The organism is Micromonospora sp. NBC_01699 (assembly GCF_036250065.1).
Classification (GTDB): Bacteria; Actinomycetota; Actinomycetes; order Mycobacteriales; family Micromonosporaceae; genus Micromonospora_G.
Genome location: NZ_CP109199.1, coordinates 2,639,913 through 2,659,627, shown reverse-complemented (window position 1 = coordinate 2,659,627; position 19,715 = coordinate 2,639,913). Strand labels below are relative to the sequence as shown.

At 72.8% G+C, this 19,715-nt stretch carries 14 protein-coding genes and 1 pseudogene; all 15 read right to left on the bottom strand.

Annotation, left to right across the window (positions count from 1 at the left end; translation table 11 throughout):
- Positions 1-382 precede the first annotated feature (382 nt).
- Positions 383-1,213, bottom strand: a complete 831-nt coding sequence (locus OG792_RS11935; protein ID WP_329109460.1) for a pseudouridine synthase — start codon at positions 1,211-1,213, stop codon at positions 383-385.
- The gene (gene scpB, locus OG792_RS11930) at positions 1,200-2,117 is read right to left on the bottom strand and encodes an SMC-Scp complex subunit ScpB (protein WP_329109459.1); all 918 of its coding nucleotides are present in this window, start codon (positions 2,115-2,117) and stop codon (positions 1,200-1,202) included. Before scpB ends, OG792_RS11935 begins: the two co-directional genes overlap by 14 nt.
- Entirely contained in the window at positions 2,114-3,271 is a 1,158-nt protein-coding gene (locus tag OG792_RS11925) for a segregation and condensation protein A (protein WP_442932402.1), read from the bottom strand. The genes scpB and OG792_RS11925 overlap by 4 nt, the downstream gene beginning before the upstream one ends.
- A 40-nt stretch (positions 3,272-3,311) precedes the next feature.
- Positions 3,312-4,241 carry a ParA family protein gene (locus OG792_RS11920; protein WP_329109458.1) on the bottom strand — a complete coding sequence of 310 codons (930 nt, stop codon included), beginning with the start codon at positions 4,239-4,241 and terminating at the stop codon, positions 3,312-3,314.
- Between the two features lie 189 nt (positions 4,242-4,430).
- Positions 4,431-5,435 (bottom strand): site-specific tyrosine recombinase XerD, encoded by a 1,005-nt coding sequence (locus OG792_RS11915; protein WP_329109457.1) that lies wholly within the window; start codon positions 5,433-5,435, stop codon positions 4,431-4,433.
- A gap of 91 nt (positions 5,436-5,526) precedes the next feature.
- A complete protein-coding gene (gene ald / locus OG792_RS11910; RefSeq protein ID WP_329109455.1) occupies positions 5,527-6,642 on the bottom strand; it encodes an alanine dehydrogenase in 1,116 nt (371 codons plus the stop codon).
- A gap of 314 nt (positions 6,643-6,956) precedes the next feature.
- Positions 6,957-7,571, bottom strand: coding sequence for an NUDIX hydrolase (locus OG792_RS11905; RefSeq protein WP_329109454.1), 615 nt, complete (start codon positions 7,569-7,571; stop codon positions 6,957-6,959).
- The gene (locus OG792_RS11900) at positions 7,568-9,373 is read right to left on the bottom strand and encodes a CTP synthase (RefSeq protein ID WP_329109453.1); all 1,806 of its coding nucleotides are present in this window, start codon (positions 9,371-9,373) and stop codon (positions 7,568-7,570) included. The genes OG792_RS11905 and OG792_RS11900 overlap by 4 nt, the downstream gene beginning before the upstream one ends.
- A pseudogene (locus OG792_RS11895) lies at positions 9,298-11,798 on the bottom strand (hypothetical protein). Before OG792_RS11895 ends, OG792_RS11900 begins: the two are co-directional and overlap by 76 nt.
- Entirely contained in the window at positions 11,798-12,973 is a 1,176-nt protein-coding gene (locus OG792_RS11890) for a glycosyltransferase family 4 protein (protein ID WP_329109451.1), read from the bottom strand. The pseudogene OG792_RS11895 and the gene OG792_RS11890 overlap by 1 nt, the downstream one beginning before the upstream one ends.
- 52 nt (positions 12,974-13,025) lie before the next feature.
- Positions 13,026-14,708, bottom strand: a complete 1,683-nt coding sequence (gene murJ, locus OG792_RS11885) for a murein biosynthesis integral membrane protein MurJ (RefSeq protein WP_329109450.1) — start codon at positions 14,706-14,708, stop codon at positions 13,026-13,028.
- Between the two features lies 1 nt (position 14,709).
- Positions 14,710-15,576 (bottom strand): hypothetical protein, encoded by an 867-nt coding sequence (locus tag OG792_RS11880; RefSeq protein WP_329111221.1) that lies wholly within the window; start codon positions 15,574-15,576, stop codon positions 14,710-14,712.
- Positions 15,576-16,520, bottom strand: a complete 945-nt coding sequence (locus OG792_RS11875; protein ID WP_329109448.1) for a copper transporter — start codon at positions 16,518-16,520, stop codon at positions 15,576-15,578. The genes OG792_RS11880 and OG792_RS11875 overlap by 1 nt, the downstream gene beginning before the upstream one ends.
- A gap of 27 nt (positions 16,521-16,547) precedes the next feature.
- Positions 16,548-17,726, bottom strand: a complete 1,179-nt coding sequence (steA, locus tag OG792_RS11870; protein ID WP_329109446.1) for a putative cytokinetic ring protein SteA — start codon at positions 17,724-17,726, stop codon at positions 16,548-16,550.
- Positions 17,727-17,858: 132 nt separating this feature from the next.
- A complete protein-coding gene (recN, locus tag OG792_RS11865; RefSeq protein WP_329109444.1) occupies positions 17,859-19,616 on the bottom strand; it encodes a DNA repair protein RecN in 1,758 nt (585 codons plus the stop codon).
- Positions 19,617-19,715: the final 99 nt, after the last annotated feature.

Below are 19,715 nucleotides of genomic sequence, written 5' to 3'. Positions count from 1 at the left end.
CCGTCGGTCGGACCGCCCCGCGTGCGCCTCAGGAGGCGCGACGCAGACCACGCGGGAAGACCGCTCGCGCTCCCCGGCCGCGCGTCAACGATCTTCCCGCCCGGTCGCGCGGAATGACCGAGCGTCGTGGTCGGCCTGTTCCGCAATCAACCGACTCGTACGGAGTAAGCACCGTTTCCGGCGCCGCACGACGTCCGGAGCGGAATCCAACCGAGTATCCGGTTCGGTCCGTACCCGGACAGACGCGGGCCAGCGCACAGCTCGCCACGGTGAGTACGCCCGGTGCCGTTCCGGGCGGAATCAGCACCACCATCCGGATCACCCGATGCCAGCGGGGCGGAGCCGGTTCGGCTTCCTGCCCGGCCGCCCGATCCCGCCGTGGTCAGTCGTCGACGTCGACCGCTTTGAACAGCGCGGCCACCTCGGCGTTGGTGAGGCGACGGGTACGCCCGGAGCGCAGATCCCCCAGCCGGATCGGTCCGATCTCGGTCCGGATCAACCGGGACACCGGGTGCCCCACCTCGTCCAGCAACCGGCGCACGATGTGCTTGCGCCCCTCGTGCAGGGTGATTTCGATCTGGGCGGTCTTCCCGAGCGTGTCGATCAACTTGAACGAGTCGACCCGCGCCGGCCCGTCCTCCAGTTCCACCCCGCTCTGGAGTCGCCGACCGACGGAGCGGGGCAGCGGCCCGGCCACCTCGCACAGGTAGGTCTTTGACACCCCGTACGAGGGGTGCATGAGGCGGTGGGCCAGGGTGCCGTCGTTGGTGAGCAGGAGCAGGCCCTCGCTGTCGGCATCGAGCCGCCCGACGTGGTAGACCCGTTGCTCCACCCGGTCGAGGAAGTCGGCGAGTGCCGACCGCCCCTTCTCGTCGGCCATGGTCGAGACCACCCCACGGGGCTTGTTCATCGCCAGGTAGACCAGCCGGGTGTCGGTGACCAGCCGCTCGCCGTCGACGTGGATCACCGCCGTGGCCGGGTCGACCTTGTCGCCGAGCTGGGCGACCTTCCCGTCGACGGTGACCCGACGGCGGAAGATCAGATCTTCGCAGGCCCGGCGGGAGCCGACTCCCGCCGCGGCGAGCACCTTCTGTAGCCGCTCGGCGCCCTCCCGTGCGTCCGGTTCCCCCCGTTGGGCACCGCCGCCGCTCGATGGACCGGTCGCCCTCACTGCGGCGCGGGTCACACGGGTACGGCTGTCATCGCGGGGCATCGGCTATCTCTTCCAGATCGTCGGGGAGGAACGGGGCCAGCGGGGGGAGCTCGTCGGCCGTGTTCAGCCCGAGCTTCTCCAGGAACAGCGTCGTCGTACGGTAGAGGAAGGCACCGCTGTCCGGTTCGCTGCCGCACTCCTCGACCAGGCCACGCGCGACCAGGGTACGGATCACCCCGTCGCAGTTGACACCTCGGATGGCCGAGATCCGTGACCGGGTGACCGGTTGCTTGTAGGCCACCACCGCCAGGGTCTCCAGCGCAGCCTGGGTGAGTCTTACCGCCTGCCCGTTGAGTACGAACCGCTCGACGTACGTGGCGTATTCCGGACGGGTGTAGAGCCGCCAACCGCCGGCCGCCCGCCGAAGGTCGAACCCGTGCCCGGCCTCGGTGTAGTCGGCGGACAACTGTTCGAGCATAGCGGCGACCCGATTGATCGGCTGCTCCAGTACCTGGGCGAGCACGATCTCCGCGACCGGTTCGTCGACCACCAGCAGGATCGCTTCCAGCGCCGCCCGCAGTTCGTCGCTGTCACTCAGCGCCGGGGCGTCGGCCGTTTCCTGTTCCGCCGCGCTCCGCGCCGTCTCGGGTGCGGCGAGAGGAGGAACGTCCACGGGGCCGGCTGCGGCCGCCGAGGACACCGGGTCAGCGGAATCGGACCGAGCCGACGCACCATCGACCTCGTCCACGTCGACCTCGTCCGCGACATCCTCCGCCGGCTCAACCGGGTCGGCAGCCGGCTCGGCTGCGGCGGAATCGGGTGGATTCGCGGACCGGTCGGGTGGATTCGCGGACCGGTCGGCCGGCACCGCCGCCTGCCGGGCCCACGGCGGCACCCAGGCGGCGGCCTGGTCGGCCAGGGAGTCCGGGGCATCCGGGGCGTCCCGACGCTCGTCGCTCGTCATTGCGGTAGGTCCTCCTCCGCGGTCGGACCGCTGCTTCCCGTCTCGCGAGGCCGCGCCGCCCCCGGTCGCACCACCTCGGCGACCTCCGGCATTGACGTACCGTCCGTCGCCACCGGCAGCGAACCCTCCGGCGTTGACGTACCGTCCGTCGCCACCGGCAGCGAGTCCTCCGGCGTCGCCGTATCGTCCGTCGCCACCGGCAGCGCCGCCGACTCTTCCGGCGCTGACGGGTCGTCGGGAGCCGGCGGGGCGGGCGCGCCGGCGTACTCGTCGATGTCGAGTTCGGCGCCGCCGTGGGCGGGGCCGGTCCACCGTACGGTCAGCTCGCCCAGGGCCTGCACCTGGGTGAATCCGACCAGGCCGTCCCGGTACAGCTCCAGCAGGGCCAGGAAACGGGCGACCACCTCAAGGGTGGTCTCGCAGTCGGCGCAGAGCAGTTCGAAGGTCGCGGTGCCCATCCGGCGCAGCCGGTCGCGCAGGATCGCGGCGTGTTCCCGGACGCTGACCCGCACCTGGTGGATGTGCGCGACGGAGACCACCGGCGCCGGTTTCGGGGTCATCACCCTGATGGCGAGCTTCAGCAGCCGCGCCGGTCCGATGCCGAGGACCAGGTCGGGCAGCGCCTGGGCGTACCGGTCCTCCAGGCTGACCGCCCGCGGGTAGCGATGGGACCCGACCGCCTCCAGGCCGGCGATGTGGCTCGCCGCCTCCTTGAACGCCCTGTACTGAAGCAACCGGGCGAAGAGCAGGTCACGCGCCTCCAGCAGGGCGAGGTCCTCCTCGTCCTCGACCTCGGCGGCGGGCAGCAGCCGGGCCGCCTTGAGGTCGAGCAGGGTCGCGGCGATGAGCAGGAACTCGCTGGCCTCGTCGAGGTCCCAGTCGTCGCCCATCGCCCGGATGTACGCGATGAACTCGTCGGTGACCCGGTGCAGGGCGACCTCGGTCACGTCCAGCTTGTGCTTGCCGATCAACTGCAACAGCAGGTCGAACGGTCCGGTGAAGTTGGCCAGCCGTACGGTGAACCCGGTCGCCGGCACCTCCGCCGTTGCGGCGGCGGGATCCGACGGTTGCGTGGGTGGGATGACGGGGTCCGGCTGCGTGGCGGCTGCGTCGGTCGGGTCGACCGGTGGCGGCTCGGCGGGCTGGACGGTCACCCGACGACCGTAGTCTACGGGTTGGGTGGGCAATGGCCGGCTACCGCTCGGCCTGCTGCGCGATCACCTCGCGGGCCAGTTGTCGGTAGTTGCGCGCTCCCGACGAAGCCGGGTCCATCGTGGTGATCGGGGCACCGGCGACGGTGGACTCGGGGAACTTCACGGTCTTGGTGATCACCGTCTGGTAGACCTTGTCGCCGAATGCCTCCACCACGCGTTGCAGCACCTGCCGGCAGTGGGTGGTACGGCTGTCGTACATGGTGGCGAGGATGCCTTCCAACTCCAGGTCGAAGTTGAGCCGCTCGCGCACCTTGTCGATCGTGTCGAGCAGCAGGGCCACCCCGCGCAGGCTGAAGAACTCGCACTCCAGCGGGATGAGCACCCCGTGGGCGACGGTCAGCGCGTTGATCGCGAGCAGGCCCAGTGACGGCTGGCAGTCGATCAGGATGTAGTCGTATTCCTTGCGCACCGTGCGCAGCACCCGGGCCAGGGCCATCTCCCGGGCGACCTCGTTGACGAGCTGGATCTCGGCCGCGGAGAGGTCGATGTTGGCGGGCAGCAGGTGCAGTCCGGCCACGTCGGTCTTGATCAGGACGTCCTCGGCGGTGACGTCGTCCTGCATCAGCAGGTTGTAGACCGACAGGTCGAGGTTGTGCGGGTTGACGCCCAGCCCGACCGAGAGGGCGCCCTGCGGGTCGAAGTCGACCAGCAGGACCTTGCGGCCGTACTCGGCGAGGGCGGCGCCCAGGTTGATGGTGGTGGTGGTCTTGCCCACACCACCCTTCTGGTTGGCCAGCGCCAGGATCCGGGCCGGTCCGTGCCGGTCGGTCGGCATCGGCTCCGGGATGGGCTTGCGCATGGTGTACGCGGTCGGGTCCGCGGGGGCGAGGTCGTTGCCGAAGTCCAGGGCGGACTGCTGTTCACGGAGTGTGGAGGTCCACGCCTCGGCCCGGTCACCGTTGCCAGCCATGTGCTTGTCCGCCCCCTTACCGACGACTGCGCGTCGGAGCCGTTTGGCGTCCTGCGCGGCGCCGCTACGAACCTCGATTGCCGCCCCAGGAGGCCCGCGCCGATCCCGACTGTACGCCACGTCCCGTCACCCCTGCGGGCACCGGGCCGGCGTGTCGACGCTACGGGATGCCAAGGGTAGATCCGCCGGTCAGGCTCGGGCCCGCGGGTGCGCCGTAGCGTACACCTCGCGCAGCCGCTCCACGGTCACCAACGTGTACACCTGGGTCGTGGTCACCGAGGCGTGGCCGAGCAGTTCCTGCACCACGCGTACGTCGGCGCCGCCGTCGAGCAGGTGGGTCGCGTACGAGTGGCGCAGGGTGTGGGGTGAGACCGCGCGCGGGCCGTCGACCGGCAGGCCGGCGCGCTGTGCCGCCCCGCGCAGGATGGTCCAGGCGCTCTGCCGGGACAGCGCCCCGCCACGGGCGTTGAGGAAGACCGCGGGGGTGCCGCGGCCGGCGGCCACCAGCAGCGGCCGGGCCCGGAGCAGGTAGGCGCGCAGCGCCTCGGTGGCGTATCCGCCGATCGGCACGGTGCGGGTCCGGCCGCCCTTGCCGTGCAGGATCGCGGTTCCCTCCACCGGTGCCCCGCCCGAACCGCCCGTCGGCGTCGGGTGGTCGAGGCCGAGGTCCAGGTCGTCGACTGCCGCGCCGACCGCTTCGGAGATCCGGGCCCCGGTGCCGTAGAGGAATTCCAGCAGGGCCCGGTCCCGCAGCGCCAGCGGGCCGGCGACGGCATCCGCGCCGTCCGGTGTCGGCGTCTCCAGCAGCCGGACCACCTCGGTCACGTCCAGCGCCCGGGGTAGGCGGCGGGTCGGCACGGCCGGGCGGACGTCCCGGCTGGCGTCCTCGCCGACCAGCCCCTCGCGCAGCGCGAACCGGTGCAGGCCCCGGACCGCGCTGGCCGCGCGGGCGGCCGAGGCCGCCGCCAGCGGCGGGTGCCGGTCGTCACCGTCGCGCAGCCGGGCGACGTAGCCGGTGATGTCGGCCGGCGCGACCACGGCCAGGTCGATCACCCCGCCGCCGGCCAGTTCGACCAGGTAGCGGTCCAGATCCCGACGGTACGCCGAGAGCGTGTTCGCCGACAGCCCACGTTCGACGGTGAGGTGGTCGAGGTAGCCGCGTACGGCACGACGCAGGGCCGGAGACGGTTGCACCGCCCCGTCTCCGGTCTCCCGCGTCTGACGTCCGGTCAGGCTCCGATCCCTTCCGTGTGCCCGCGACCCGTTGCGCCGGCTGTGCGCCGGCTCAGGCCAGCACGTCCGCGAGGGCGACGCTGGCCATGCCGTGTGCCTCGGCGACCGGGCCGTAGGTGACCTGGCCGTCGTGGGTGTTGAGGCCGAGGGCCAGGGCCGGGTCCCGGCGCAGCGCCTCGCGCCAGCCGTGGTTGGCCAGTTCGAGGGCGTACGGCAGGGTGACGTTGGTCAGCGCGTAGGTGCTGGTGTGCGGGACCGCGCCGGGCATGTTCGCCACGCAGTAGAACAGCGAGTTGTGCACCGGGTAGACCGGGTTGTCGTGGGTGGTCGGCCGGGAGTCCTCGAAGCAGCCGCCCTGGTCGATCGAGATGTCGACCAGCACGCTGCCGGGCTTCATCCGGGAGACCAGGTCGTTGGAGATCAGGGTCGGGGCCTTCGCGCCCGGCACCAGCACCGCGCCGATGACCAGGTCCGCGTCGAGCACGGCCCGTTCGATCTCGTACGCGTTGGAGGCCACCGTTTGCAGGTGGCCCCGGTAGATGGCGTCGGCCTGGCGCAGCCGGTTGACGTTGCGGTCCAGCAGCAGCACCTCGGCCTGGAGGCCGAGCGCGATGGCGGCGGCGTTCATCCCGGAGACGCCGGCACCGATCACCACCGTCTTGGCCGCGTACACGCCGGAGACGCCGCCCATCAGCACGCCGCGCCCGCCGCCGGAGCGCATCAGGTGGTACGCGCCGACCTGCGGGGCGAGCCTCCCGGCGACCTCGGACATCGGGGCGAGCAGTGGCAGCGCCCGGTCGGCGGTCTCCACCGTCTCGTACGCGATGCCGGTGACGCCCCGGGTCAGCAGCGCGTCGGTGCACTCCTTCGACGCCGCCAGGTGCAGGTACGTGAAGAGCACCTGCCCCGGACGCATCCGGTGGTACTCCTGCGCGATCGGTTCCTTGACCTTGAGGACCAGTTCGGCGGTGCCCCAGACCTCGTCCGCGCTGCCCAGGATCGTCGCACCGGCCGTGGCGAACTCCTCGTCGGTGATCGACGAACCGATCCCGGCCCCGGCCTCGACAAACACCTCGTGGCCGCCGCGGATGAACTCGTGCACCCCCGCCGGGGTGATCGCCACGCGGTACTCGTGGTTCTTGACCTCGCGTGGGATTCCGACCTTCACGATGAGACACCTTCCTTCCGGGGTCGGGGTACCCCCGGCCGTTGGGCGCGCGCCGGCTCCGTTGCCGTCGCGGTCCGCCAGTACCGCCGGCGGCAGTCTAGAACCGCCGCGAGGGTCGAGCAGCCGCCAGTGTGACAGCCAGTAACGGTTGATCTTGACGATGTGTCAGCCGTACCGGCGGTTGGCACGCCCACCACGGTGGCCCGGATGCCGAAAAAGCCGGTCCCCGCCGTCTCGTCCAACAACGGCGGGGACCGGCTTACTCCAGATCAGCTCTCGACCGGAACCACCGGAGCGGGCCGGCGAGCGACCGGTCAGCCGGGCAGCGGGGCGTCGGCCGGGCGCAGCGGGGCCCAGTCGGCGTCGCGGGCCCGAGCCGCAGCCAGCACACCGGCGACACAGGCCGCGTTGGTGATCTCGCCGGCCAGCGCCATCGCCACCGCCCGGTCGAGCTCGACCCGGACCACCTGCATGTCCGCCTCCTCGTCCCGGCGCTCGTGCCGCTGCTCCGCCGGCACCTCGGCGAGCTGCCGGGCCAGGAAGACCCGGATCAGCTCGGTCGAGGCACCCGGCGAGGTGTGCAGGTCGACCAGGAGGTCGATCCGGCCGGCGGTGAGGTCGACCTCCTCGCCCAGCTCGCGCAGGGCAGCCGCCGGCAGCGCCTCCCCCGCCACGTCGACCAGGCCCGCCGGCAGCTCCCAGAGCATCCGGCCGACCGCGTGCCGGTACTGCCGGATCAACACCACCCGGCCCTCGTCGTCCAGCGCGACCACCCCGACCGCGCCCACGTGCCGTACGTAGTCGCGGTCGGCCACCCGACCACCGGGCATGGTGACCTCGTCGGTGACGACCGAGAAGACCGGGCCGGAGAATCTTTCCGTACGGGAACGCACCTCGTAGCGGTGCTCGCCCGGCGCCGGGGCGCTCACGAGGTCGACCGCGCCTTCGACTGACGCCCGCTGCCGTTCTGGCCGGCGCGGGGAGCCTGCTGATCCGGCTCAGCGGAGTCCCCGGTGACCCTGGCCGGCTCGGCCACCGCCACGGTGGCCGCTCCGCTCAGCTCCACCGGGAGCTGGTCGGCGGCGGAGTACCCGACGACCGCGCCGACGAACGCGGCGAACAGCGGATGCGGCCGGGTCGGCCGGCTCTTCAGCTCCGGATGCGCCTGGGTCGCCACGAAGAACGGGTGCAGCGTCCGGTCCAGTTCGACGAACTCGACCAGCCGGCCGTCCGGCGAGGTGCCGGAGATCGCCAGACCGGCCTTGGTCAACGCGTCCCGGTAGGCGTTGTTCACCTCGTACCGGTGCCGGTGCCGCTCGCTGACCTCGGTGTCGCCGTACGCCTGGGCCACGATCGAGCCCTCGGCGAGCCTCGCCGGGTACGCGCCCAGCCGCATGGTGCCGCCCAGGTCGCCCTTGCCGGCGACGATGTCCTCCTGGTCGGCCATGGTGGCGATCACCGGGTGCCGGGCCTGCTCGTCGAACTCCAACGAGTTGGCCCCCTCCAGCCCACCGAGATGGCGGGCCACCTCGATGGTCATGCACTGGAGGCCGAGGCAGAGCCCGAGGATCGGGATCCCGTTCTCCCGGGCGTACCGGGAGGCGCCGATCTTGCCCTCGATGCCGCGTACGCCGAAGCCGCCGGGAATGACGATCCCGTCCACGCCGGCCAGCGCCGCGGCGGCACCGGACGGGCTGACGCACTCGTCGCTGGGCACCCAGCGCAGCTCCACCCGGGCCCGGTGGCCGAAGCCGGCGGCCCGGATCGCCTCGCTCACCGACAGGTACGCGTCCGGCAGGTCGACGTACTTGCCGACCAGGGCGACCTTGACCGTGTGGTGCGGGTGGTGCACCCGTTCCAGCAGGTCGTCCCAGCCGCGCCAGGCCACGTCCCGGAAGGAGAGCCCGAGCCGGCGTACGACGTACGCGTCGAGCCCCTCGTTGTGCAGCACCTTCGGGATGTCGTAGATGCTCGGCGCGTCCGGGGCGGCGATGACCGCCTCCCGGTCGACGTCGCAGTAGAGCGACAGCTTGTGCTTGAGCGTGTCCGGGATCTCCCGGTCCGAACGGCACACGATGGCGTCCGGCTGGATGCCGATGTTGCGCAGCGCGGCCACCGAGTGCTGGGTCGGCTTGGTCTTCAGCTCGCCCGACGGCGCCAGGTACGGCACCAGCGAGACGTGCAGGTAGAAGCAGTTGTCCCGACCGATGTCGTGGCGTACCTGGCGGATCGCCTCAAGGAACGGCAGCGACTCGATGTCACCGACCGTGCCACCCACCTCGGTGATCACCACGTCCGGCGTACGGCCGTCCTCGTCGGCGTCGGCCATCGACCGGATCCGGGCCTTGATCTCGTTGGTGATGTGCGGGATCACCTGGACCGTGTCGCCGAGATACTCCCCGCGCCGCTCCTTGGCGATCACCGCCGAGTAGATCTGGCCGGTGGTGACGTTCGCCTTGCCGGACAGGGCCCGGTCGAGGAACCGCTCGTAGTGGCCGACGTCGAGGTCCGTCTCGGCACCGTCGTCGGTGACGAACACCTCACCGTGCTGGAACGGGTTCATCGTGCCCGGGTCGACGTTGAGGTACGGGTCCAGCTTCTGCATCACCACCCGCAGACCGCGCGCGGTCAACAGGTTGCCGAGGCTGGAGGCGGTCAGGCCCTTGCCGAGCGAGGAGGCGACGCCCCCGGTGACGAAAATGTGCTTGGTCGTCCGTGCTGATGGGGCCAACGCCTGCTCCCGTGGTCGTCCGTTGCGGTCGTGCAGACCGTCGTGTTGATCAGGAAAATGATCACGCGATCCACGGGATTCCACGGTAACACCATTGCGGCCGGGCCCGCCGGTCGCACCCACCTACCCGCCCTGACCGGGACCAACCCGCCCCGGCCTGACCAGCCCACCCCGATCCGGGCCAACCCGCCCGGCGCGGCTATGACCGGCTGGCCTCGGCCGAACCCGGCGCCGGCGTCTTCCGGGCCGACTCCGGTGTTTTCCGGGCCGACTCCGGCGGTGGCGGTTCGGAGGGGATCCGACCGATCTCGGCCGCCGCCTCGACCGACGGCTGGGTACGGTCGGCCGCGTGGTCGAGCACCCGCAGCGCGGCCAGCGCGGCCAGCGGTACGGTCAGCGCGGCGGCCGCCCCGGCGACGTTCAGGGCCGAACCGCCGAGCAGCCCGCCGATCAGCGCGGCAACCGCTATCCCGGCCATCCCGGCCCGAATCGCCGGATAGATACCGAACAGGCGCTTGAGCCCACCCCAGGGCCGTAGCTGGGCGAACCACACCAGCACCGCGCCGACCAGGGCGAGTACGGTCAGCGGGCTGCCGAACAGCGCGTCCAGGTTCGCCGTACCGGAGCGGTGTACGGTCAGGCCGCTCGTACCGTCGGCGACCGCGCCGAGGAACCGGCCCAGGCTCCCCTGCTGGCCGTCCGGCCGGCGCATGTCGAGTACGGCGAACCCGATCGTCACCGCCAGCCCGGCCAGGGTCGCCCAGGTCAGCCGGCCCAGCGTCAACCAGCCACCGGTACTCATCGCCGCGGCGACGCAGACCCCGGCGGTGAGCGCGACCGCGCCGACCGGGTCGGCACCGAGATACGGGCTGCCGATCACGACCAACCCGATGCCGCCGACCAGCACCACGACCGCCGGCCGCCAGCTGCGGCGGACCTGCTGCGCCAGGCAACCGGCGGTGAGCAGGATGCCGGCGACGAAGACCCCGAGCCCGACGGTGCCGAGCCCGGCGTACCGGCCGCCCGCCAGGGCGGAGTAGCCGGCCACCCCGTTGAGCTGCAACCGGGCACCGGTCACCACGTCCACCCCGACCACGAGCACGGCCAGCCCGGCGACGCTGCCCATCGGACCGAGCGTACGTCCGTAGCTCCCCGCGAGCCGGACCGCTGCCGTACCGATGGCCAGGACCAGCACGGTGACCAGGCCGAAGTAGAGGCCGCCGAGGTCCGCCCGCCACCACGGCACCACGTCGGCGACCAGGGCCGCCGGGATCGCCAGCGCGGCGGCGATGAGCAGCACCTCGACCACCGCGACCACCCGCCGGGAGACCGGGGCGGGGCCGACCGGACCGGCTCGTCGGCGGGCCCGCCGCAGCAGCGGCAGCACCGCGATGGCCAGCAGGGTCTGGAACCCGGCCAGCAGGGCGAAGAACCAGCTCGCCACCCGCCGCTGCGCGCCCGCCTCCCGGTCCGCGTCCGCCGGTCGGGCGATAGCCGTGGCCAGGTCCGCCGGTCGGCCGGGTGCGGCGGTCGCCGCCTGGCCGAGGAACAGTCGCTCGGGCATCGGCCGGCCGACCGCGGCCAGCGCGGTCGGTGCCAGGTCGATGAGCTGGACGTAGCCGTCCCGGCCGGTGCCGGACGAGGTGAGCCAGCCGCCGGACCAGCCGGGACCGTCGGCGACCGCGACGTGCAGCCGGGACGTCTGGTCGGTGTCGGAGATGCCGGCCACCAGGACCAGCGAGCGTGCGGGTCGGGCCGCCAGCACCCGGGCCAGCGCGGCGTCGGCGCGGCGGGCGGCGGCGGCGCGTACGGCCGGGTCGTCGCCGGTGACGGCGCCCAGGTCGACGATGCTGAGCACGCACGAGGCGAGCAGTTCGGCGGGGTTCGCCGGCAGCGTCGGGGCGTACCGGTCGACCCGGCCGAACGGGCGGGCGGCGGCGACCGCGGCGCCGGGACCGACCGCGACCGTGCAGCGGACCGACTCGGCCAACGCGCCGGGGATGGCCCCCCACGGTTGCCGTTCCTTGTTGTAACGGACGGCGGCCTGCTGACCGGGCAGGTTGGCGCCGATGCCGTCCGGCTGCTCGACGGTCACCTGCGCAGCCGTGCAGTCGCCGTTGAGCGGCGTACCGTCCCAGGCCGCGTAGTTGCCGGCGCCGAGGGTCAGCCAGCCGTCCACCGGGCAGGTCGGCTGCCGCCCCGAACGCACCGACAGCGAGCCGATCGATCCCCGCTCGGCCATTCGCCACAGGGTCGGCGTGGTCTGCGGGCTGACGTCCTCCCAGCGCAGCCCCGCCACCCCGGCCACCACCACGTAGTCGGCGGTGCGCTGCGGGGCGCCACCGGACGGCCGGACCACCAGCGCCGCCACGGCCGACACCACGACGGCCGCGGTCAGCAGCACCGGCACGAGTCGACGCAGCATCAGCCGCGCCCGTGGTCGCGGCGGGGCGACAGGTCGGACGGCAGCGCGGGGGTGGGCGCCAGTTCGGCGTAGAGCGCGGCGACCTCGGCGACGGTGTGCGCCTCGGTGGGCCAGGTCCCGGCCCGGGCCATCCCCCGCCGGCTCAGGTCGGCCCGGCGTCCGTCGTCGGCGATCAGGTCGCGCACCGCCCGGTCGAGGGCGTCGACGTCACCCGCGGGCACCAGTACGGCGGCGTCCCCGACGAGTTCGGGAATGCCACCGACGGCGGTGGCCACCAGCGGTACGCCGCTGTGCAGCGCCTCCTGGGTGAACAGCTGACGTGCCTCCCAGTCGCTGGTCACCAGGGCGAGATCGGCCCCGGCCAGCAGGTCGGCGACGTCGGTACGGTGCCCGAGCAGGGTGATCGGGGCCCGCACCTGCGAGATGTGGGCGGCCAGGGGCAGGTAGGACGGGCCACTGCCGGCGATCAGCACCACCGGGGGCGGGTCGAGGTCACGCCACTGCGCCGCGGCCTCGGCCAGTACGTCGTACCGCTTCTGCGGGTGCAGCCGACCGACCGACAGCAGCAGCGGCTGGTCCGCCGCCACCCCGAACTCGGCCCGTACGGCCGCGCGGCCGCGGGACGGGGTGGGCAGGGTCGGTGCCGCGACCGGCGCCAGCCGGGCGTCGGTGGCGCCGAGGGTGACGGCCCGCTCGACCAGGTCGGCGGAGGCTCCGAGGGCGACCCGGGCCCGCCGGGCGACGAGCCGTTCCACCCAGCGGGAGACGCGGCCGCGCAGTCCACCGGCGAGTACGGCGTTGTGCCAGGTGACCACGAGCGGCTGGGTCGGCCGGGCGAGCGCCGCGACCAGGCCGGCGCGCAGGCCGTGGGCGTGCACGACGTCGACCGGGCCGGCGAGCACCCGGCGCAGCCCGGCGATCGCGCGGGCGTCGGCCGGGGTCGGGTTGGCGGGAATCTCGATCGGGACGAACCGGGCTCCGGTGGCGGTGAAGGCGAACTGCGCCTCGGTCGCCACGGGCCCGCACACGATGACCGTGGCACCGCCCGCGACCAGTCCACGCGCGAGCGAGGTGACGTGCTGCCCGACGCCCCCGGTGCTGGAGGCGAGAACCAGGACCACACAACCGGCCCAGCCGCCGTCGACCGGCCGCGAATGCCCGCTCCTCGCGCTCACCAATCCGGCCTTCCGCTCGCGACTGCGGGGCTCGCAAGCTCACTCCTCGCGCTCACCCCGACACCGTCTCCTTTTCGTCTCCCCGGCCGGGGCGGGGCCCGTCGGGGCCGCCGCCGGATCGTCGTCGGCGGGTCAGTCGGCTCAGCCGCCGCCCCACCGAACCGATCATCGGCCGTACGTCGTGCCGGTCCAGCGGGTACGCCACGGCGACGAACACCGCCCCCACGACAACTCCGGACAGCATGCCCTGAAGCAGCGCGTCCACCTTCGCCGGGGTGCCGGCGAACAGTCCGGGCAGCAATCGCAGCACCGCGATGCCGGCCAGGGTGGCGGCGGCACCGGCGGCGAGGCCGACCAGGCCCGAGCGGGCCAGCCCGTCGAGCATCGGCCGACCGGCCCGGCGGGCCACCACCACGACCAGCAGGGCACCGAGGACGAGCATGCCGAGGGAGTTGGCGGAGGTGACCGCCACCAGCCGGTCGGCGTCCGGCAGCAGCTGGGACAGCAGTACCGCGGCGACCGGCACGACCAGCCAACCGACGGCGGTGGTGAGCGCCGCGGTCCGGTTGTCGCCGCGGGCGTACAGGGCCCGGGACAGGACGGCGAAGACACCGTAGCCGAGCAGACCCGGCCCGAATCCGGCGATCGCGGCGGCGGACGAGGTGCCGAAGTCGAAGAACCGGGCGACCGGTTCGGCGGTGACGACCAGGGCGGCCGCGCCGAGGCAGCTCAGCAGCAGCACGCCGCGCGTGGTCGGGGCGAGGGTACGCCGGAACGTCTCCTCGTCCCCGTTCGCGTACGCGGCCACCAGGGTCGGGTACGCCGCCACCGCCAGCGGCACCGCCAGCACCGCCCAGGGCAGCAGGTACATGGTCTGGGCGAGGTTGAGCACCACCGGGTTGTCGACCTGTGCCTCGACGGCGAGGCGGAGCATGACCAGCAGGGCGATCTGTTGCCCGGTGACGGTCACCGCCCCGGCCAGCGCGAGCCCGCCGATCCGGCGTCGGTTCTCGGCACTGAAGCCGTAGCCGGGTCGGGGGCGCAGGCGCAGCCGGCGGACCGGGATGAGCAGGCAGCCGGAGAGCACCACCACGCCGAGGGTGGTGCCCACGGACAGGATGAGCTGGCCGCTCACGTCCACCTGGGCGATCGAGCCGTGCCGGCCCTCGATGCCGCCGAAGAGCAGGTAGACGCCGATCACGGTGAGGCTGGACAGCAGTGGGGCGAGCACCGGCCAGGCGAACCGGCGGTGCGCCTGGAGCACGCCGGTGAGCACGATCCCGATCCCGTACAGCGGTAGTTGCGGGGCGAAGACCTGCAACATCCGGGCCCCGGCGGTGCGTTGCGCCGGGGTCGGGTCGCCGATGATCAGCGACACGATCGGCCCGGCGAAGACCGCCACCAGCACCGCGAGCGGCACCAGCAGCGTCACCGTCCAGGTCAGCAGCGCCCCGGTGGTCCGGGCGACCGCGGGCCGGTCACCGGCCGCGACCGCGCCGGCCAGCAGCGGTACGACCAGACTGGCCAGCGCCCCACCGGCGACGATCTCGAAGACGATGTTCGGCACGGTGTTCGCGACGACGTAGACGCCGCCGAGGTCCGTCTTGCCGACGACCCAGGTGAAGATTCCGGTACGCCCGAAGCCCGCCAGCCGACTGGCCACGGTGAGTACGGCGATGAGCGCGGCTGCCCCGGCGACCCGGCCGGCGCCGGCGAGGGGTGCCGGTGCCGCCACGTCAGGAGGGTCGCCGGCCCAGGGCGTCCAGCTCGCGCAGCCCCCGGGTGTTCTGGATGACCTGGGTGAAGCTGACCTTCTCGCTGGCGGCGGTCAGCGCTACCAGGGCGGTCAGGATCCCGGCCCGCCCCACCGGCCCGGTACGGGCGGCCAGCGCCACCCCGAGCAGCGCGCCGAGGGCGTTGGCTCCGCTGTCGCCGAGCATGATCTCCTCGTTGAGGTCGGCCGGCAGCAGTCCGGCGGCGGCGCCGACCGCACCGGCGGCGAGCCCACCGGTCGGGCCGGGCAGCAGCGGGGTGCCGAGCAGGACGCCGGCCTTGAGGGCCCGGCCGGGGCGCAGGTCGAACAGGTTGACCAGGTTGGCCGTACCGGCGATCACCCCGGCGCCGAGCAGTACGTCGGTGACCAGGCCGATCCGGCCTCGCCGGGACCGCCGGGACCGTACGGTCGGGTCGGCGGCGAGCAGGGCGGCGGCGGCCAGGCCGGCGGCGCCGACACCGGCGACCTTGACCAGACCGCTGGTGACCCGCCCCTGGCGCAGGGCGCCGACGTGTCCGGCGAAGCCCTTCGCGGTTTTCTGTTCGGGCCGGTTGCCGACCACGTCGTCGTAGAGCCCGACCGCGCCGGAGCCGAGACCGGCGACCAGGGCGGCGGCCGCTACCGGGGCGCTGGGCGCACCCAGGGCGGCGGCCGTGGACGCGGCGGTGGCGAGCGCCGGTCCGCCGGCCAGGGTGACGGTGCGGCCCCGGAAGTTGGTCCGTTCCAGGGCCGGTGCCACCGGTAGGCCGGTGACGGCGCGCAGGGCGATCCGTGCGGCCAACGCCGCACCGCCGGCCACCCAGCGGCGGCCGGCCCTCCGCTGGCCGATCACTTGGGGCGCTGGGGCAGTTGGGGCAGCAGGTCGGTGGCGCCGGCGCCGAGGCCGTACTGGCCGGCCTTCTTGACGACGATCTGCTCGATCGCCGCCATCGCGGTGACCACCTGTCCCTGGAGGGTGTTGGCGTGGTCGACGGTGGAGATCGTCTTGGCCAGGGCGGGGTCGTCGCGGACGGCCGCGACCACGTTGCCGGCGCTGGTGCCGCTGCCGGCGACGATCAGCGGGACCGCCTTGTCGAACTGTTCGGTCATGGTCACCACGGCCTGGTCCTTCTGTGCGGAGTCGCGGTCGACGTACGGCTGCCCGCTGACCAGGACGACCGCCTCGGCCGGGCCGCCGACCTTGTCGCCGACGGTGAGGTACCCGGCGTTGGCGTACGCGTCGAGCACGGCCCGGCGGTCGGCGTCGGTGACGGTGATCCCGTCCGGCCGGTCGAGTACGGCACCGGCCAGGAACGCGCTGGAGGTTTCGACGCCGTTGCTGTTGCCCGGCAGGCCGTTGGCCGGCACCGTGGGCTTGGCGGACCGTTCGGCGAGCCCGAGCAGGTCGACGCTGTTGTCCGGGTTGACGAACTTGTCCTGGAGGTCGATCTGGCCGGTGATGGTGGCCCCGGTCTGCCGGAGCATCTCGATCACCCCGTCGACGTGTTTCTCCCCGCTGGGCAGGGCGAGTACGAGCAGCCGGCGGCCGGTGAGGGTGCCGCCGAGCAGGCCCGGCGCTGTCTCCCGGGCGTAGTCCTCCTCGCGGGTGACCTCCTCCTGGAGGCTGCCGACCGTCTCGCGCAACTGCTGGTTGTCCTTGCGCAGCGCGTTGACGTTGGCGCTGAGCGAGTCGGCGACCGGGCCGTTGAGCGCCGCCGTACCGACCACCAGTCCGATGGCCAGGGCGAGGAACACCGCGGTGAGGGACACCACGTGGTACCGAAAATTGATCACGCTTGCAGCCCCTTGATCGTGGACGGCCTAGAAGAGCTGCCCGAGCTGGAAGACCAGATTGTCCCACCATTCGGAGACCACTCCGAGATAGGCCTTGCCGACGGTCGAGACCGCCACCGCGGAGGCCATCGCGGCCACCGCCGACAGGACCAGCAGCAGCAGCGACGAGCCGGAGATGTTCTGCCGGTAGAGCCGGCTCACTCCCTTGGCGTCGACCATCTTGCCACCGACCTTGAGCCGGGTGAGGAACGTCGAGGCCATGCCGCCCCGGCCCTTGTCCAGGAACTCGACCAGGGTGGCGTGGGTGCCGACCGCGACGATCAGCGAGGCACCCTTGCCGTCGGCGAGCAGCATCGCGAGGTCTTCGCTGGTGGCCGCGGCCGGGAAGGTGGTGGCGGCGACCCCGAGCTGCTGCACCCGGGCCAGGCCGGGTGCGCGTCCGTCCGGGTACGCGTGCACGATCACCTCGGCGCCGCAGCGCAGTACGTCGTCGGTGACCGAGTCCATGTCACCGATGATCATGTCGGGCGTGTACCCGGCCTCGACCAGCGCGTCCGCGCCCCCGTCGACGCCGATCAGGACCGGCTTGAACTCCCGGATGTACGGCCGCAGCACGTCGAGGTCGGCCTTGTAGTCGTAGCCGCGTACGACGATCAGGCAGTGCCGGCCGCGCATGGAGGTCTCGACGTCGGGCAGCCCGACCCCGTCGAGCAGCAGGTCACGTTCCTGCTTGAGATAGTCCATGGTGTTGGCGGCGAATGCCTCCAACTGCACGGAGAGTCCCTCCCGCGCGTCGGCCATCGCCTTGGCCACGGTTTCCGGGTCCTGCCGGCCACCGTGCGCGATCGGCTCGTCGCCGATGAACACGGTGTTGCCGTCGATCCGGACCGTGTCGCCGTCGCGGACCAGTTGGAAGACGTCCTCCCCCAGGTCGTCCAGGAGCGGGATGCCGGCCTTGACCAGCACCTCCGGCCCGAGGTTGGGGTAGCGACCGGAAACCGAGGGCTTCGCGTTGAGTACGGCGGCGACACCGACCGCGACCAGCGAGTCGGCCGCGACCCGGTCCAGGTCGACGTGGTCGATCACCGCGATCTCACCTGGGCGCAGACGACCGACCAGGCGCTTGGTCCGGCGATCGAGGCGGGCTGTGCCCACGACGATGCCGGGTTCCGCGCTCCGGGTACGGCGCAAGATGGGTAGACGCATCGGGACCATCCTGGCATGCGCGAGCACGACTTATCGGTCGCGACATGCTTGAGCAGGGCCGCAAGCAGGTCGTTACCTGAGGGAAGCACATCCGTTGCCGAATCGATGTGCCAGATGTCACATATTTCCCCGCTACGGGCGACGGTCCCTGGCCGCCACGGCCAACAACTCCTCGGCGTGTGCGATACCCAGATCCGAGTCCGGCAAACCCGCGAGCATCCGGGCCAGTTCCCGGGCCCGGTCGGTGTCCTCCACCACCCGCACCCCGCTGGTCGTCACCGCGCCACCGGTGTCCTTCTGGACCACCAGGTGCCGGTCGGCGAACGCCGCGACCTGCGGCAGGTGGGTCACCACCAGTACCTGGTGGCTGCGCGCCAACCGGGCCAGCCGGCGCCCGATCTCCACCGCCGCCTGCCCGCCGACACCCGCGTCGACCTCGTCGAAGACCAGCGTCGGCGGTCCACCGGAGCCGGCGAACACCACCTCGATGGCCAGCATGACCCGGGACAGCTCACCGCCGGAGGCTCCGCGCTGCAACGGCAGCGAGGGCGCCCCCGGATGGGCCAGCAGCCGCAGTTCGACCTCGTCGGCACCGTCGGGCCCGACTCCGACCTCGGCCCCGTTGACCGTCAGCGCCGGTTCCGTACGCCCGACCGGCCGGGGCAGCACCGCCACCTCGATCCGGGCGTGCGGCATGGCCAGGCCGGCCAACTCGACACTGACCTGCTCGGCGAACCGCACCGCCGCCTCGCGTCGGGCCGCCGACAGCCGGGCGGCCAGTTCGGCCACCTCGCCGGCCAGCCGCAGCCGCTCCCGGTCCAGCTCCTCAAGCAGATCGTCCGAGGTGTCCAACTCGGACAGCCGGGTCCGGGCCCGGTCCGCCCAGGCCACCACCCCGTCGACGTCGTCGGCGTACTTGCGGGTCAGGCCGCGCAGCGCGGCCCGCCGCTCGTAGATCGTCTCCAGCCGGGCCGGGTCGGCGTCCAGGCTGGCGAGATAGCCGGACAGCTCGGCCGAGACGTCCCCGACCAGCGTCGCCACCTCGGCCAGCCGACCGGCCAGGTCGCCGAGGAACCGGTCGACCCCCGCCTGCGCCTCCAACGTCCGCCGGGCGGTGCCCAGCAGCGCGGTCACGTCCGGGGTCTCGTCCGCCGGCTCGGTGCCACCGGCGACACACTGGTGTGCCAGTTGCGCCGCAGTCCGCAGCCCCTCGGCGTGCTCCAGCCGCTGCGCCTCGGCCTTGAGGTCGTCGTCCTCACCGACCTGCGGGTCGACCCGGGTGATCTCGTCCAACCCGAGCCGGAGCAGGTCCGCCTCCTGGTGGCGCTCGCGGGCGTTGCGCCGCCGGTCGGCCAGGTCGTCGGTGACCCGGCGCCACTGGGCGTACGTCTCCCGCAGCGCTTCGAGCAGCTTCTCGTGCTCGGGGCCACCGAACCGGTCCAGCGAGGCGCGCTGTTCGGCGGGTCGCAGCAGGCGCAGCTGGTCCGACTGCCCGTGTACGGCCACCACCTGCTCGCCGATCTCGGTCAGCATCGCCACCGGCATGCTGCGCCCGCCCACGTGGGCCCGCGACCGCCCCTCGACCGTGACGGTACGACTGAGCATGAGCGTGCCGTCGTCGTCCGGCTCGCCGCCGGCGTCGATGATCCGGGTGTGCACCGCGGTCGCGGTCGGCTCGGTCAGCCGCAGCCGCCCCTCGACCAGTGCCCGCCCGGGGTCGGCCCGGACCCGTCCCGCGTCGGCCCGGCCGCCGAACAGCAGCCCGAGACCGGTCACCACCATCGTCTTGCCCGCGCCCGTCTCGCCCGTGATGACATTCATGCCACTGGTCAGTGGCAGTGTGGTGTCCTCGATGACGCCCAGCCCGGTGATGCGAAGCTCTTCCAGCACAGCACCCGACAGTAGTGGCGGGGCCCGACACTTGACCACCCGACGGGCGGCAGCAAACCGAGCGGTCGGGCCGGGACCGGGTCCCACCGCGACGAAACG